The sequence below is a fragment of the Novosphingobium sp. ST904 genome, assembly GCF_001298105.1.
GTDB lineage: Bacteria > Pseudomonadota > Alphaproteobacteria > Sphingomonadales > Sphingomonadaceae > Novosphingobium.
In genome coordinates this window covers 17910-33382 of the sequence record NZ_LGJH01000143.1, presented here as the reverse complement: position 1 = coordinate 33382, position 15473 = coordinate 17910, and the positions used below count along the sequence as shown (strand labels likewise).

Sequence of the window (15473 nt, the reverse complement as noted above, 5' to 3'; positions counted from 1 at the left end):
GGACGGCCTGTTAAATTCACAATTCCGATAGAATGGATAACAGTCATCATGTATCATGATGACTATGGACCTGATCCCCGTGGACTTGCTGGAAACTTTCGTGGCCGTTGCCGAACTTGGCAGCTTCACGGGTGCTGCCCGGATGCTGGGGATCAGGCAGTCCACCGTCAGCCAGCATGTGCAGCGCCTTGAACAGCGGGCGGGCCGGCGGTGCATCGACCGCACCACGCACCGGGTCATGCTGACGCCGGAAGGCGAAGTGCTGCTCGCCCATGCCCGCGTGATCCTCGACGGGCACCGGCGGCTTCAGAACCACCTTTCCGCCGCACCGCTGAGGGGCCGCCTTCGCCTTGGCGCATCGGAGGACTTCGTCCTTTCGGCGCTGCCCGATGTGCTGGCCGCCTTCGCGCGGCGCCATCCCGACGTCGATCTCGAACTGCGCGCGGGCCTGAGCGACGATCTCTACGACGCTTTCGACGCGGGCCAGTTGGACCTGATCTTCGTCAAGCGGAGGCAGGGCGATCGGCGGGGCACTTCGGTATGGCAGGAGCCGATCGTCTGGGTGGGCCATCCCGAATTCCCTCTCGTTCCGGACGCGCCGCTGCCGCTCCTGCTCTATCCGCCGCCCAGCGTAACCCGCGCGCTGGCGCTGGACGTGCTGGAGCGGTCGGGGCGAAGCTGGCGGGTGGCCTTCACCAGCGCCAGCCTCACCGGACTGAGCGCGGCGGCGCGCGCGGGTATCGGCCTGATGCCGCATTCCGGCAGGCTGATGCCGCCCGGCCTGTCCATCCTCGCGCCGCGCGAGGGCCTTCCCGTGCTTCCCCTGATCGAGTTCGTGGTGATCGGACCGGGCGGGACCAACCCGGCGATAGACGCCCTTTGCGCAACGATCCTGCATTGGGGCGGCAGCGCGGGGCGGGTATAGCGGCGGGAAAGACGCGGCGTTTCGAAAAGGCTTTCGGACACAGGGGGTGGACGCGGCGGCTTCTGGGCTGTCTATAGGGCCCCATGCAGCAGCAAGCACTTGTCTTCGCGCTGATCGGCATTCTCGGTATCGGCGCGCAATGGATCGCGTGGCGTACCGGCTGGCCGGCCATCGCCCTCATGCTCGCCGCCGGTGTCCTTGCGGGTCCCGTCACCGGCCTTGTCGTTCCCGAACATACATTTGGCGACCTGCTGGAACCGATGGTTTCCGTCGCCGTGGCGTTGATCCTTTTCGAAGGCGGCCTCAGTCTCAATTTCCGCGAACTCAGGAAGACCGAGGGCGCGGTGACGCGTCTCATGGTCATAGGCATCCCGGTCGGCTGGGTCCTCGGGACGCTGGCGTGCTATTACGTGGCCGGGCTGGTCTGGCCGGTGGCGATCCTGTTCGCGGGCATTCTCGTGGTCACTGGCCCCACCGTGGTCATCCCCTTGCTTCGCCAGAGCAACGTGGCGCCGCGTCCCCGCGCGATCCTCAAGTGGGAAGCGATCGTCAACGATCCGTTCGGCGCGCTTTGCGCCGTCATAACCTACGAATATCTGCGCCGGGTGGACGAGGGGGGAACCCTGCTTTCGGTCCTTGCCGCGCTGCTGGCCGCGGCGGTCGTCGCCGGGCTGATCGGCTATGCCGTTGCCCGCGCGATCGCCTGGGCCTTCCCGCGCGGCCATGTACCCGAGTACCTGAAGGCCCCGGTCCTGCTGGTGGCGGTGATCGGCACGTTCGTCCTCTCCAACCTGATCCAGCAGGAAACCGGCCTGCTCGCGGTGACGGTGATGGGCGTGGCGATAGCGAACATGCGGCTCGACAGCCTGCGCGACATTCATCCGTTCAAGGAAAACGTCACCGTTCTCCTCATTTCCGGCGTCTTCGTGCTGCTTTCGGCCTCGCTCGATTTCAGTGTGCTGCGCCAGTTCGAGTGGCGCTTCATCGCCTACCTGCTGGCGCTGCTGTTCCTGGTTCGCCCGGCGACCGTGCTGCTCAGCCTGTCTTTCAGCAAGATTCCCTGGAACGAGCGCCTGCTGGTGGCGTGGATAGCGCGCGCGGCGTGGTGGCGGTTGCGATGTCCGGCCTCTTTGCCCTCCGGCTGGACCAACTCGGCTACGGCGACGGCAGCATTCTGGTGACGCTGTCGTTCTCCGTGGTGGTCGCGACGATCGTGGCGCATGGTTTCAGCATCCGTTTCGTGGCGCGCTGGCTCAAGGTCACGGGTGCGACCAAGAAGGGGCTGCTGGTGGTCGGCAGCACGCCGTGGAGCCTGTCGCTGGCGGACCAGCTTCGCCAGCTCGACGTGCCGGTCATGATCGCGGATACGAGCTGGCAGCGGCTTTCGGCGGCGCGACAGGCCGGGATATCCACCTATCACGGCGAGATCCTGGCGGAATCGACCGAGGAGCGGCTCGATCTGGCCCAGTTCCAGGTTCTCGTCGCCACGACCGACAGCGAAGCCTACAACGCGCTCGTCTGCAGTGAGTTCGCGCCCGATATCGGCCGCGATTCCGTCTACCAGCTTGGCGGCATGGGGGATGACGAGGACCACCGCAGCCTTCCCGAGGCGCTGCGCGGGCGCGCCATGTTCGCTTCCGGCCTCGGCGTTGCCGAGATCGCGGAACGCGAGCGTCTGGGCTGGACCTTCCGCAAGACCCGGATCAGCGAGCAGTTCGATTTCGCCGATGCCCAGGCTGCACTGCCGGACGAGGCGGACATGCTGTTCCTCCTGCGAAAGGACGGCAAGATCCGCTTCTTCACACATGCCTCGCGCCCCACCCCCCAGCCCGGCGACACGATCATTTCCTACGGCCCGTCCCGTCACGGGGATCCGGAAGGGCCGCGTGAAAGCACTCAAGACAAGGAGGCGGTCGCATGAATATCGCGCCCAAGTATCAGGTCCTCCCCTCTCTCCTGCCGGCGCTGCTGCTCACATCGCTTTCCGCGTGCGGGCAGGGCGAAGGCACACCGGGAGCAAGCGGGACGGATGAAGCCGGTCCTGCCCTCATTTCCGAATCCACCGCCAGCGAGGCCGTCGTGCAGGCGGCCGACGAGGCGAAGAAATCGATCATCCGCGACGATGTGGCGGTCGGCCCCACCGAGGCGCCGCCGCTGGAAGCGGTGCATCTTGTCGTGCCGTTCCCGGCAAAGGGCGCGAAGCCGGACGATGCCGGGCGCGCGCTCATCGATGGGCTGCTTGCCACGCCGACCTTCCAGGCCGGCGGGCCTGTCACACTCTGGGGGCACAGCGATTCGCGCGGCTCCGACGCCGAGAACCTGGCGGCATCGCGCCGCCGCGCGGAAGCGGTGCGCGATTACCTTGCGGGCAAGGGTGTCGATCGCAAGCGGATCACGGTGATCGCGATGGGCGAAGCGCGGCCGATCGCGCCCAATCGCAAGCTGGACGGGAGCGACGATCCCGAAGGGCGGAACCGGAACCGCCGCGTGGAGATCGAGGTTCGCCCGCCGGAGCCGCCCAAGGAGCAGGGCGCGGATGGCCCGCAGCCGGAGGCAGGTTCAGCGCAGCCCTTCTAGCCACTGCGCGATCATGCCCTGACCGGCGGCCACGGCCTTCGGGCCAAGGCTGTCATGCGCGGCGCGGAGCGAGGCTTCGTCTCCTCCCGCCTCGATCACCGATTCCGGCCATTGCTCGATCCAGGCGTCGAAACGCGGGTCCATGCCCATCTCGGCATGGAACTGGAGCGCAAGGATGTTCGGGCCGCGCCGAAACGCCTGATGGTCGTAGAGGTGGCTCGAGGCCAGCAGTTCGACGTTGTCCGGCAGCGAGAAGGTGTCCCCGTGCCAGTGCAGCACGGGCACGCTGGCGATATGGCGCAGCGGGCTGTCAGGCACGTGTTCGTGGACCGTCACGCTATGGAAGCCCACTTCCTTGTGCGGCCCGGCATAGACATCCGCGCCCATGGCCGCCGCGATCATCTGGGCGCCGAAACAGACCCCCAGGGTCGGCCGCCCGGCTTCCAGTCGCAACGCCAGACGGCGCATCTGGCAGGCGATCCAGGGGTGGGTGTCCTGTTCGTAGACGCCCATGGGGCCGCCCATCATGATGAGCAGGTCGGGCTCGCGCAGGTCGAGCGAGGAGAAGGCCGGATCGGTCACGTCGATGCGATCGACGTCGTAGCCGGCGGCCTCGATCGGCTGCCGGTAGCCGGCCACGCCTTCATAGGGAACGTGCCGGATGATGAGGGCGGTCTTCGTCGTCACGGCGCGCTTTCGTATGGGTTCCGGCATTGGCGCCTGCCGCACCGGCCTTGCGGCCCGGCGACATGCGCATGTCATTTTCCAGAGCAGTAGATGCTCGCGCGATTCCCGTCGAGTGCCCAAGGCGCCCGGATGGAAGCGGTTACGGCAACTTTGTTTCAAACCGTTTCCGCGGCGCACGGAGGGCCAAAAAGACGGATGCAGGATTTGCAATCCTTAACGCATGCCGCCATGGTCCCCGGCAGAAACAGGAAAGGATTAAGGTTTGGAGTCAGTTTCGGTCGTACTTTTCTTGCTGCTGGCAGTTGTCGTCAGCGGCGCGATATCGAGGATGCTGCCATGGTCGGTGCCGACACCGCTGGTGCAGATCCTGCTGGGCGGGGTGATCGGTCTCTCGACCTCCTACAGCGTGTCGCTCAATCCCGAACTGTTCCTGCTGCTGTTCCTGCCGCCCCTGCTGTTCCTGGACGGCTGGCGGATTCCCAAGGACGAATTGTTCAAGGACGTCTCCACCGTCGTCGAACTGGCGCTGGGGCTCGTGCTGACTACGGTGGTCGGCATGGGCCTGTTCATCCACTGGATGATCCCGGCCATTCCGCTGGCTGTGGCCTTCGCGCTGGCCGCGGTGGTTTCCCCGACCGATCCGATCGCGGTCTCGGCCATCGCTGCGCGCGTGCCGATCCCCAAGCGCATGATGCACATCCTCGAAGGGGAATCGCTGCTCAATGACGCCTCCGGGCTGGTCTGCCTTCGCTTCGCCATCGCGGCGGCGCTGACCGGGACGTTCTCCGCCGGCGCGGCGGCGCTCAACTTCCTGTGGGTGGCGGGCGCGGGCCTTGCGATCGGCGTTGCCGTCACCGTGGTCGTCTCGCGCGCGAAGACCTGGGTCAATCGCCGCTGGGGCGAGGATACCGGCTCGCAGATCCTGGTGAGCCTGCTCATCCCCTTCGGTTCCTATATGCTGGCCGAGCACTTCCACGCCTCCGGCATCCTTGCCGCCGTGGCGGCGGGCGTGACCATGACGTTCGCGGAAATCTCGCGCCAGGCCATGGCGGTCACGCGGATGCGCCGCAACTCGGTGTGGGACACGATCCAGTTCACCTTGAACGGCATCATCTTCGTGCTGCTGGGCGAACAGCTTCCCGCCATTCTCGCAGGCGCCAAGCGGACCGTCGCGATGACCGGCCATACCGAGCCGGGCTGGCTGGGGCTTTATGTCGTCGCGATCGTGCTGGGCCTTGCGGCGCTGCGCTTCGCCTGGGTGTGGCTTTCGCTCAAGTTCACCATCCTGCGCAAGCGTCAGGCGGGTGAAAGCGTGAGCTTGAGCAGCCCGAACTGGCGGCTGGTGGCGGCGATGTCGTTCGCGGGCGTGCGCGGCGCGATCACGCTGGCAGGCGTACTGACCCTGCCGCTCGCGCTGAACGATGGCAGCCCGTTCCCGGCGCGCGATCTGGCGATCTTCCTGGCGGCGGGGGTCATTATCGTCTCGCTGGTGGTTGCCAGCCTGGCGCTGCCGGTCCTGCTCAAGGACCTGACGATGCCGGCCGAACCGTCGAAGCAGGCGGAGGAGGATGCCGCGCGCATCGCCACGGCCGAGGCGGCGATCTGCGCGATCGAGCGGCACACGCACGCGCTGGCGGAAAACCGCGGCGATGCCGACCGTTATGCCGCCGCCGGCGGCCGCGTCATGGACTTCTACCGCGAACGCATCGAAGGGTTGAGCGAGGACGAAAGCGACGCGGCCCGTGCGCAGGAACTGCTGTTCCGCGATTTCCGCCTCGTCGGCGTCAAGGCGGAGCGGATCGCGCTGGCTGAACTCATCCGCGAGCGTCGGGTCGGCAGCGAGACCATCCGCAAGCTGACCCGCGAACTCGATCTCGCCGAAGCGCGTCACCGGGGCTGAAACACCTCGCGTCCGGTACGTGGACCGGCCGAGGCTTTCACTCAGGCGGTCCGCGAAGTGAGCAGCGCGGCACCGAAGCCGACGAAGATGGAGCCGGTCACCCGGTTGAACACGCGCTTCACCGAGGGCTTGCGCAAGTGCCGCGAGAGCGAACCGCCGGCCATGGCGTAAGTGCAGTACCAGAGCATCTCGATCACCGCGAAAGTGCTGACGAGCACCGCGAACTGCGGGGCCTTGGGCTCGGCTGGATTGATGAACTGGGGGAAGAAGGCGGCGGCGAAGAGCAGCAGCTTGGGGTTGCTGATCGCAATGGCGAAGCCGCCACGGAACAGCGCCCAGGGCGAACTGCGCCGGTCGATCCTGTCGTCGCCTTCTTCGATCTGGGAAACGTCGGAGCGCCAGGACTTGATGCCGAGATAGACGAGATAGGCGACGCCGAGGTAGCGCAGCACCTCGAAGGCGCCGGGGATCGCCTTGAGCAGCGCGGTAAGGCCGGCTGCCGAGGCGGCGAGCACGAGCGTGATCGCCAACATGCATCCCGCCATCGCGGCCATGGCGCGGCGGAAGCCGAACTCGACGCTGCGTGTCATGACGTGGAGCATGTTCGGGCCGGGCGTCCCGAAAGCAGGAACACGGCAAAGGCATAGAGCCACCAGGTCTGGAGCGTCATCGTTCGTCTCGGCCTAAAAGGGAGAATTCGCTTAGGTCCGGAGCGGCGCCATCGCAATCGGATTTTGGCGGCGCGCAAGCCTGTCGGTCTACGCCGCCTAGGTCTCGATGAGGACCGTGTCGATTGTGAACGAGCCGTCGGCTTCGATCTCGAAATGCGCGGACACCTCGCTGCTGGCGGCCCTTTGCAAGGCGCGGATCGCGGCCACCTGTTCCGGCGGGGTGCGCATTCGCCCGGTCCAGTCCGCGAAATCCATGCGCAGGCGGGCCGTGGTCATCCGTTTCGCGGCGAACCCGGCGCGTGCCAGCATCGCGAGCCACTCCGCCGCCGCATAATCGCGCACGTGGGAGAGGTCGCGCAGCAGTTCGACCGCCTGCAGATGCGTATCGGCGGCGGGATCGGCGGGCGCGATCACGTCGATGAAGATCGCGGGGCAACCGGGTGCCAGCACGCGCCGGGCCTCGCGCAGTCCTGCTTCGGCATCGCGCCAGTGGTGGGTGGAAAAACGGCAGGCGAGAAAGTCGAAGCTGTCGTCCGCGAAAGGCAGGGCTTCGGCGGGAGCCGCGCGGGTCGCGATGTTGGTGATCCCGCGCCGGGCCGCCTCGGCCGCGATCACGTCCAGCATCCGGGGCGAAAGGTCGCTGGCGGTCACGGCTCCGGCATGGGGGGCGATGGCATATCCGGCATGGCCGCCGCCCGCGCCGAGGTCGAGGGCATGGCGCGGCGCGGCCTCGCGGGCGCGCAAGGCGATCCGGTCGAGGTCGGCGCCCGAGGCATGGACCTTGCTGGTGACATAAGCGGCGGCGGTGGTGCCGAACTGGCTTTCCACCAGTTCGTGCCGGTCTTGCGGTGCCGCTGTTTGGCGGGAATTGTCGTTGGTCATGGGGTAATCTCCTTGCGAAGTCCCGTTCGCCCGGATTATAGCCTGTTACAATGAACATTGTTATCCTGTTATAAAGCTGACCATGCAGACCGACGAGCAGCGACGTTTACTGGGCGCCTTCGTTCGCACCCGCCGTGAGAGCATGGCGCCTGAAGGGCATGACCGCCGCCGCCGCACTCCGGGGCTGCGCCGGGAGGAGCTTGCCGCCCGTGCCGCGATCGGCACGACATGGGTGGCGTGGATCGAACAGGGCCGGGATGTGCGCCCTTCCGCCGAAACACTCTCGCGGCTGGCGGTGGGCCTCAGTCTTTCGGTGGCGGAGCGGGACTATCTGTTCGCGCTGGCCGGCAGGCATGATCCGGTCGATCCCTTCGCCCATGCCCGGCAGGCCGCACCGCTCGCCATTTCGGCGCTCGTCGAGCGGCTGGACTGGCCCTGCTATGCGCTCGACCCGGCATGGGCGGTCTGCGCGGCCAACGAGGCGGCGCGGCGCCTGTTCGTGGGCCTGTTCGAGGGCGATGCCGCCCCCAACCTGCTGCGCTATGTCTTCACCCATCCCGCCGCCCGCGTCCTGCTGCCGGACTGGAAGGAGCGCGCGGCGCGCCTGCTGGCGGAATTCCGCCGGGATTACAGCCATGCCCTTGCAGATCCGCGTGTGCGCGGGGTGGTCGAATGGCTTCAGGAGAACAGTCCCGATTTTCGCGAATCGTGGGACGGGCAGAGCGTGCTCGCGCGCGAAGGCGGAACACGAACATTTCGCCACCCCGATGAAGGTATGATACGCTTCACCCAGCATACCCTTGCGGACGTTGAGCGCGGCGATTTCCGGGTTGTCTTCCTGCAACCGGCGGAAAAGCACATATAACCTTCACCCGGCCCGCCCTTTCCAGGAATGCATGACCGCCAATCATGAAATTGATTCATGAGAGTATCCCGTCCAGCGCATTTTTCTAACGGGGATCAGGTCGTTAGGGGCTGAACTATTCCAGCAGGATTTCCCGTCCGTTTCTGATGTCACGTGCAGCAGAGGGTCGCAGCGGGGGAAACCCAACCAAAAAATGAACCGGAGAGGAATTCGCCTGTCCTGCGCGCGTCTTGCGTGCGGGGCGGCCTATGGAGTTCTCGATGCTAGGTATCGTCAAGACCGCGCTGCACCGCCCCCTGACCTTCATCGTCATGGCCATCATCATCGCCATCGGCGGCTTGCTCGCGGCTTTCCGCACGCCGGTCGACATTTTTCCCGAAATCAAGGTGCCGGTCATCGCCGTCGCCTGGACTTATGCGGGCCTTGCGCCGCAGGACATGACGGACCGCATCGTCACGCCCTATGAGCGCGTGCTGACCACCACGGTCAACGATATCGAGCATATCGAGAGCCAGTCCCTTCAGGGCACCGGCATCGTCAAGATCTACTTCCAGCCGGGCGCCGACATTCGCACCGCCACCGCGCAGGTGACCTCGGTTTCGCAGACGGTGCTGCGTCAGATGCCGCCGGGCATCACCCCGCCGCTGATCCTGAACTACAGCGCCTCGACCGTGCCGATCCTCCAGCTCGCGCTGTCGGGCGAGGGCATGACCGAGCAGCAGCTGTTCGACATCGGCCAGAACCAGATCCGCACCGGCCTCGTCACCATTCCGGGCCTTGCCATGCCGTTCCCCTCGGGCGGCCGCCAGCGCCAGGTCCAGATCGACCTCGATCCCCAGGCGCTTCAGTCAAAGGGTCTTTCCGCGGTCGATGTCGGCAATGCCATCGCCTCGCAGAACCAGATCAACCCGGCCGGCTTCGTCAAGATAGGCGCGACGCAGTACTCGGTGCGGCTCAACAATACGCCGGATTCCATCGAGGCGCTGAACGAACTGCCGGTCAAGGTCGTCAACGGCGCGACCATCTACATGCGCGACGTGGCCTATGTCCGCGACGGCAGCGCCCAGCAGCAGAACGTGGTCCACGTCGAAGGCCGCCGCTCGGCCCTGCTGACCGTGCTCAAGAACGGCGCGACCTCGACGCTTTCCATCGTCGAGGGCGTGAAGGGAGCCCTGCCCAAGATCGCCGAGACCCTACCGGACAGCCTCAAGATCCTGCCGGTGGGCGACCAGTCGCTGTTCGTGAAGGCGGCGGTCAACGGGGTGATCCACGAAGGCGCCATCGCCGCCGCGCTGACCTCGCTGATGATCCTGCTGTTCCTTGGTTCCTGGCGTTCGACCGTCATCATCGCGCTGTCGATCCCGCTTGCGGTGCTGGCCGCGATCGCCATGCTGGCTGTGTTCGGGCAGACGCTGAACGTGATGACGCTGGGCGGATTGGCGCTGGCGGTGGGCATCCTCGTCGACGACGCGACCGTGACCATCGAGAACATCAACTGGCACCTCGAACAGGGCAAGGGGGTGATGGAGGCGATCCTTGACGGCGCCGCCCAGATCGTCACCCCGGCGTTCGTCTCGCTGCTCTGCATCTGCATCGTCTTCGTGCCGATGTTCTTCCTGCCCGGCGTCGCGGGCTACCTCTTCGTGCCGATGGCGCTTTCGGTGGTCTTCGCGATGATCGCCTCGTTCGTCCTGTCGCGCACGCTGGTGCCGACGCTGGCGATGTACCTGTTGAAGCCGCACACGACCCACGACGAGAACCCGCACAACGCCGGAACGCCGGAATCGCACAACCCCCTCGTGCGGTTCCAGCGCGGCTTCGAAGCCCGCTTCGAGAAGCTGCGGGACGGTTACCTCGGCATTCTTCACCGCGCATTGCAGGGCCAGAAGGCCTTCATGATGGGTTTCCTCGCGATCGTCGTCATCTCGTTCGGGCTGATGCCGTTCCTGGGGAGCAACTTCTTCCCGACCGTCGATTCCGGCCAGATCGCCATGCACGTCCGCGTGCCGGTGGGTACCCGCATCGACGAGACGGCGCTGCGGTTCGAACGGATTTCGGCGGAAGTGCGCAAGCTCATTCCCCGCACCGAAGTCGGTTCGATCACCGATAACATCGGCCTGCCAGTCAGCTCGATCAACACCGTCTACAACAACAGCGGCACCATCGGCCCGCAGGACGGCGACATGCTGATCACGCTGAACAAGGACCACGCGCCGACCGGCGATTACGTCGAGAAGCTGCGCCGCGAATTGCCGCGCCTGTTCCCCGGCACCCAGTTCTCGTTCCTGCCTGCCGACATCACCAGCCAGATCCTGAACTTCGGTTCGCCTTCGCCGATCGACGTGCAGATCGCCGGCAAGGACCTGGCAGGCTCGCGCGTCTATGCCCAGAAGCTCATGGCCAAGATGGCCCGCATCCCCGGCCTTGCCGACATGCGCCTCCAGCAGCCGGCCAATTCGCCGCAGCTCGATGTCGACGTGGATCGCGCCCGCGCGGGCCAGTACGGCCTCACCGAACGCGACGTGACCACCAGCCTCGGCAACTCGCTGGCGGGAACCTCGCAGACCGCGCCGGTGTTCTTCGTGAACCCCGACAACGGCGTGCAGTACGCGGTCGTCGCACAGGCGCCCGAATATGCGGTGGATTCGATGAGCAAGCTGTCGAACCTCCCGGTTTCCGGCGCTGCGGCCGGAACCCGTCCGCAACCGCTCGGCGCATTGGCGACGGTCAATCGCTCGACCACGGCTCCGGTCCTTTCGCACTACAACATCGCCCCGGTCATCGACATCTACGGCACTCCGCAGGGCCGCGATCTCGGCGCCGTGGCGGGTGACGTGCAGAAGGCGATCGACGAGCTGAAGGCCGAAGCGCCCAAGGGCTCGACGATCACTATCCGCGGCCAGTACCAGACGATGAATACCGCGTTCTCCGGCCTCGGCTGGGGCCTGCTGGCGGCGGTCGTGCTGATCTACCTGCTGATCGTGGTCAACTTCCAGTCCTGGCTAGATCCCTTCGTCATCATCACCGCGCTTCCGGCTGCGCTCGCGGGTATCGTCTGGATGCTCTTCGCGACGGGACCACACTGTCGGTCCCGGCGCTGACAGGCGCGATCATGTGCATGGGCGTGGCCACCGCCAACTCGATCCTCGTCGTCAGCTTCGCGCGCGAAAAGCTCGCCGAGCTGGGAGACCCGGTGAAGGCGGCGATGGAGGCGGGCCTCGTCCGCTTCCGCCCGGTGCTGATGACTGCGCTGGCGATGATCATCGGCATGGGCCCCATGGCGCTCGGCCTCGGCGAAGGCGGTGAGCAGAACGCCCCGCTCGGCCGCGCCGTCGTCGGCGGCCTGATCTGTGCCACCATCGCAACCCTCCTCTTCGTTCCCACCGTCTTTGCCTTCGTCCACGGCCGTCGCCGCGAGAAGGCTGCCCCCCCAGGAAGTGCAGGCCGCCCATGCATGATTCGACCTCTGAACTCGCCGCCCAGCCCACGGGGCCGGAAACCCGCACGCTGAAGCGGGTCGGCATCGGCGCCGCGGTGATCGCGCTGGCCGTGGTCGGCGCGGGCATCGCCACGCGTCTCAGCGCCACGCGCGATCTCGAAGCCGTGGCCGAGGATGCCGCCGTGCCCACCGTCGCCGTCGTTACCCCGGCGAGCGCGGCGGACGCGGGCGGCCTTGCGCTGCCGGGCACCGCGCAGGCGTTCAACAGCGCCGCGATCTATGCCCGCACTAACGGCTATGTCCGCAGCTGGCAGGCCGACATCGGGGACAAGGTGGGCGCCGGGCAGACGCTCGCCGTGCTCGATGCGCCCGAAGTCGACCAGCAGCTGGCGCAGGCCAAGGCGGACTATCAGACCGCGCTGGCCAACCAGCGGCTCGCCGCCACGACCTCGAAGCGCTGGAGCGCCATGCTCAAGCAGGACGCCGTCTCGCAGCAGGAAGTGGATGAGAAGGCGGGCGATCTCGCCGCGAAGACCGCGCTCGCCAATGCCGCGCTCGCCAGCGTTCGCGAACTGGAAGCCACGCGCGGCTTCACCCGCCTCTCAGCCCCGTTCGCGGGTGTCGTGACCAGCCGTTCGGCGCAGATCGGCGCGCTGGTAGTGGCGGGCAATGCCGCTGCGCAGCCGCTGTTCACCGTTTCCGACGTGCACCGCATGCGCGTCTATGTCCGGGTGCCGCAGATCTATTCGGCGCAGGTCATACAGGGCGTGAACGTCGATCTGACCCTGCCCGAGTTCCCGGGGCGCAAGTTCCCCGGCACCGTTACCCGCAGCGCGGGCGCGGTGGATGCGCAGTCCGGCGCGGTCCTCGTCGAGGTCCAGGCCGACAACAGCGAAGGCGCACTGAAGCCGGGCGCCTTCGTGGAAGCCCACTTCGACGTGGCGGGCGGCGTGCAGGGCCTGACCCTGCCGGGCAGCACGATCCTCTATACGGACAAGGGTCCGAGCGTGGCCGTGGTCGGCGCGAACGACCGCGTTACCGTGCGCCCGGTCACCATTGCGCGCGATCTTGGCAAGACGGTGGTGGTTTCGGTCGGCGTCAGGCAGGGCGACCGAGTGGTGGACAGCCCGCCGGATTCGATGCGCAGCGGCGACCAGGTGAAGATCCAGAAGGCCGCGCCGAAGCCTGCCGCCCCTGCGGCTGCAAAGGGCGCCGCTCATGGCGGCTAGGCTGCGCGCAGCCGCAGCGCTGCTTTTCGCCGGGTGTTCCATGGCCGGGTGCTCGATGGCGCCCGACTATCACGCCCCCGAAACCGCCGCTCCGCCGGCTTTCCGCGAAGTGGCGGGCTGGTCGCAGGCCGCCCCGCGTGATGCCGAGGCGCGCGGCGAGTGGTGGACGATGTTCGGCGACCCGACGCTGGACGACCTGGAAAAGCGGGCCGAAACTGCAGCCCGACGCTGGCCGCAGCGCTCGCCCGCTACGATCAGGCACGCGCCGCCGCCGGTGTCACCGCCTCGGATCTCTATCCGACGGTCGGTGCCAGCGCGGAGGCATCGCGAGACCGCGTTTCGGCTGGCCGCCCGCTATCGACGGGTACGGCACGCACCTATAACGACTACGTGGTCGGCGGCAGTCTGTCCTACGAACTCGACCTGTGGGGCCGGGTTCGCAATTCGGTGAAAGCCGCCAATGCCGAGGCGGTGGCATCCGGCGGCGATCTCGCCTCGGCGCGGCTCAGCCTCCAGGCCTCGGTGGCGGATGCCTACTTGCGGCTGCGGGGGCTCGATGCACAGGCGGACCTGCTAAGCCGTTCGGTCGAGGCGTTCGAGCGCGCGCTCAAGCTCACTGACACGCGGCATTCGGGCGGCATCGCCTCGGGCATCGACGTCAATCGCGCCCGCACCGTGCTGGGTAATGCCCGTGCGCAAGTCTCGGCCATCGCCAACGAGCGTGCGGCGACCGAGCACGAACTGGCGGCGCTGGTCGGCGTGGTTCCTTCGGAATTCTCGTTGCCTATGCGCAGCGAGCCGCTCGACGTACCGGACGTTGCCGTGGGCGTGCCTTCGGAACTGCTCCAGCGCCGTCCCGACATCGCCGCAGCCGAGCGCAGGGTCTTTGCCGCCAATGCCCGCATCGGCGTGGCCAAGGCGGCGTGGTTCCCCTCGATCGGCCTCGGCGCGGCCGGGGGCTGGCAGACCACGAATGGCGACCTGCTGAGGACGCCCAACACCTTCTGGTCGCTCGGCCCGGTTTCGGCGCTGCTGACGCTGTTCGACGGCGGCGCGCGCAAGTCGCAAGTGAAGATGTCTCGCGCGGAGTACGAGGAAGTGGCGGCCAGCTACCGTTCTACCGTGCTCGGCGCGTTCCAGGACGTGGAGGATGCGATCGCGGCGATGCACCACCTGGAGACGCAGGCCGGGGCCCAGCGCGATGCGGCGCAGGCCGCGCAGCGCACCAGCGAGATCGCCCTGTCGCGCTACCGCGACGGCGCTTCGGACTATCTAGAAGTGGTCACCGCCCAGACTGACGCGCTCGACGCGCAGCGCTCGTGGATCAGCGTACAGACGGCGCGGCTGCGCGCCAATGTCGCTTATGTCCGGGCGATGGGCGGCATGAGCTAGGTTCGCATACACTTACCTCCTTGCGTGCGGCGCGCCGCGCGCAAGGACGGCGAAAGCTGCGGTCAGGCCAGGGCCGGTGAAAGCCCGGCGACGCGGGAGACGATGTCCGCGGCAAGGCGGATCGGGTCCTGGGAGGCGATGAAGGGCGTGCCGTCCGGTTTCCAGTCGAGCCCGCCGATCGAATAGCGCATGCGCTCCTTCTGCCAGGCCACATAGGCGCGGTGGTCGGCGAAGGCCTGGTCGATGGCCGCCACGGGATCGGCGTCCGGCGCCACCACATCACCGAAGTGCCACATCGCGTAGTCCTCGCAGTCCTGCCACTGCGCTTCGTGCGCGTTGACGAAGAGGCACGGCCTCGGGCGGATCAGGAACTCATAGACCTGGCTGCTGACATCGCCGAGATAGAGATCGGCGCTGCAGGTATATGTCATGTCGTTGCAGCGCGGCGAGCCGAGGTCGACGATCACTTGCCCCGGCACTGCCAGCGCTTCCCACTCGCGTCGGCGGTTTGCAGACCAGCGGGCCGCCATCCGCACATGGGGCGCGACCACGAGGTTGTAGCGCCCGTCACGCACCATCGCATCGATCAGTTTCGCGGCGAAGGCGTCGAAGGAATTCAGCTTCTTGGTGAAGTGCGGGTTGTAGAGGATCGTCTTGCGGCCATTGTCGAACAGCGGCGCGGGATGGAGCCCGGCGCGCAGCATCGCAGCCAGCTTGATCGGCCCGGCGGCGGTGCAGTGTTGCGGCGTCACCAGCCCGGCAGCCAGCAACCGGTCGCGGTCCTTTTCGCCCGCCACGATCACATGGTCGAACAGTTCGAAGCGTTTTTCGAAGCCGACCGCCCGGTCGCCGGCGCCATGGGGAATGTGCACCAGCGGCGGGCACTGCTTCCAGAGGCGCGGCAGG

At 66.9% G+C, this 15473-nt stretch carries 8 protein-coding genes and 4 pseudogenes; 8 read left to right on the top strand and 4 right to left on the bottom strand.

Annotated features, from left to right (window positions below; all coding sequences use genetic code 11):
- The first annotated feature begins 55 nt into the window (after positions 1-55).
- From ADT71_RS12740 to ADT71_RS12730, 3 genes and pseudogenes are all read left to right on the top strand, one after another.
- Positions 56-925, top strand: coding sequence for a LysR substrate-binding domain-containing protein (locus ADT71_RS12740; protein ID WP_197283012.1), 870 nt, complete (start codon positions 56-58; stop codon positions 923-925).
- Between the two features lie 83 nt (positions 926-1008).
- Positions 1009-2846: pseudogene (locus ADT71_RS12735) on the top strand (cation:proton antiporter).
- Positions 2843-3502, top strand: coding sequence for an OmpA family protein (locus tag ADT71_RS12730; RefSeq protein WP_054437346.1), 660 nt, complete (start codon positions 2843-2845; stop codon positions 3500-3502). Before ADT71_RS12735 ends, ADT71_RS12730 begins: the two are co-directional and overlap by 4 nt.
- Here ADT71_RS12730 and ADT71_RS12725 read toward each other — a convergent pair.
- Entirely contained in the window at positions 3485-4189 is a 705-nt protein-coding gene (locus ADT71_RS12725; protein WP_231635848.1) for a glutamine amidotransferase, read from the bottom strand. The two genes, ADT71_RS12730 and ADT71_RS12725, sit on opposite strands and share 18 nt — an antisense overlap.
- A gap of 262 nt (positions 4190-4451) precedes the next feature.
- Between ADT71_RS12725 and ADT71_RS12720 the strand changes: the two genes are divergently transcribed.
- Positions 4452-6089 carry a Na+/H+ antiporter gene (locus tag ADT71_RS12720; protein ID WP_082370324.1) on the top strand — a complete coding sequence of 546 codons (1638 nt, stop codon included), beginning with the start codon at positions 4452-4454 and terminating at the stop codon, positions 6087-6089.
- 41 nt (positions 6090-6130) lie between these two features.
- Here the strand turns inward: ADT71_RS12720 and ADT71_RS12715 are convergent.
- Both ADT71_RS12715 and ADT71_RS12710 read right to left on the bottom strand, forming a co-directional pair.
- Positions 6131-6759: pseudogene (locus tag ADT71_RS12715) on the bottom strand (LysE family translocator).
- 97 nt (positions 6760-6856) lie between these two features.
- Entirely contained in the window at positions 6857-7642 is a 786-nt protein-coding gene (locus ADT71_RS12710) for a class I SAM-dependent methyltransferase (RefSeq protein ID WP_054437341.1), read from the bottom strand.
- Between the two features lie 82 nt (positions 7643-7724).
- Between ADT71_RS12710 and ADT71_RS12705 the strand changes: the two genes are divergently transcribed.
- The 4 genes and pseudogenes from ADT71_RS12705 (at position 7725) to ADT71_RS12690 (ending at position 14567) form a co-directional block, all read left to right on the top strand.
- Complete coding sequence (locus ADT71_RS12705; RefSeq protein ID WP_054437339.1) at positions 7725-8507, top strand: helix-turn-helix domain-containing protein; 783 nt, start codon at positions 7725-7727, stop codon at positions 8505-8507.
- A 260-nt stretch (positions 8508-8767) separates the two neighbouring features.
- Positions 8768-12018 (top strand): annotated as a pseudogene (locus ADT71_RS12700) (efflux RND transporter permease subunit).
- Positions 11958-13175 carry an efflux RND transporter periplasmic adaptor subunit gene (locus tag ADT71_RS12695; protein WP_054437337.1) on the top strand — a complete coding sequence of 406 codons (1218 nt, stop codon included), beginning with the start codon at positions 11958-11960 and terminating at the stop codon, positions 13173-13175. Before ADT71_RS12700 ends, ADT71_RS12695 begins: the two are co-directional and overlap by 61 nt.
- Positions 13165-14567: pseudogene (locus ADT71_RS12690) on the top strand (efflux transporter outer membrane subunit). Before ADT71_RS12695 ends, ADT71_RS12690 begins: the two are co-directional and overlap by 11 nt.
- Before the next feature lie 62 nt (positions 14568-14629).
- Here ADT71_RS12690 and ADT71_RS12685 read toward each other — a convergent pair.
- Positions 14630-15439 (bottom strand): hypothetical protein, encoded by an 810-nt coding sequence (locus tag ADT71_RS12685; protein WP_054437335.1) that lies wholly within the window; start codon positions 15437-15439, stop codon positions 14630-14632.
- Between the last annotated feature and the right edge of the window lie 34 nt (positions 15440-15473).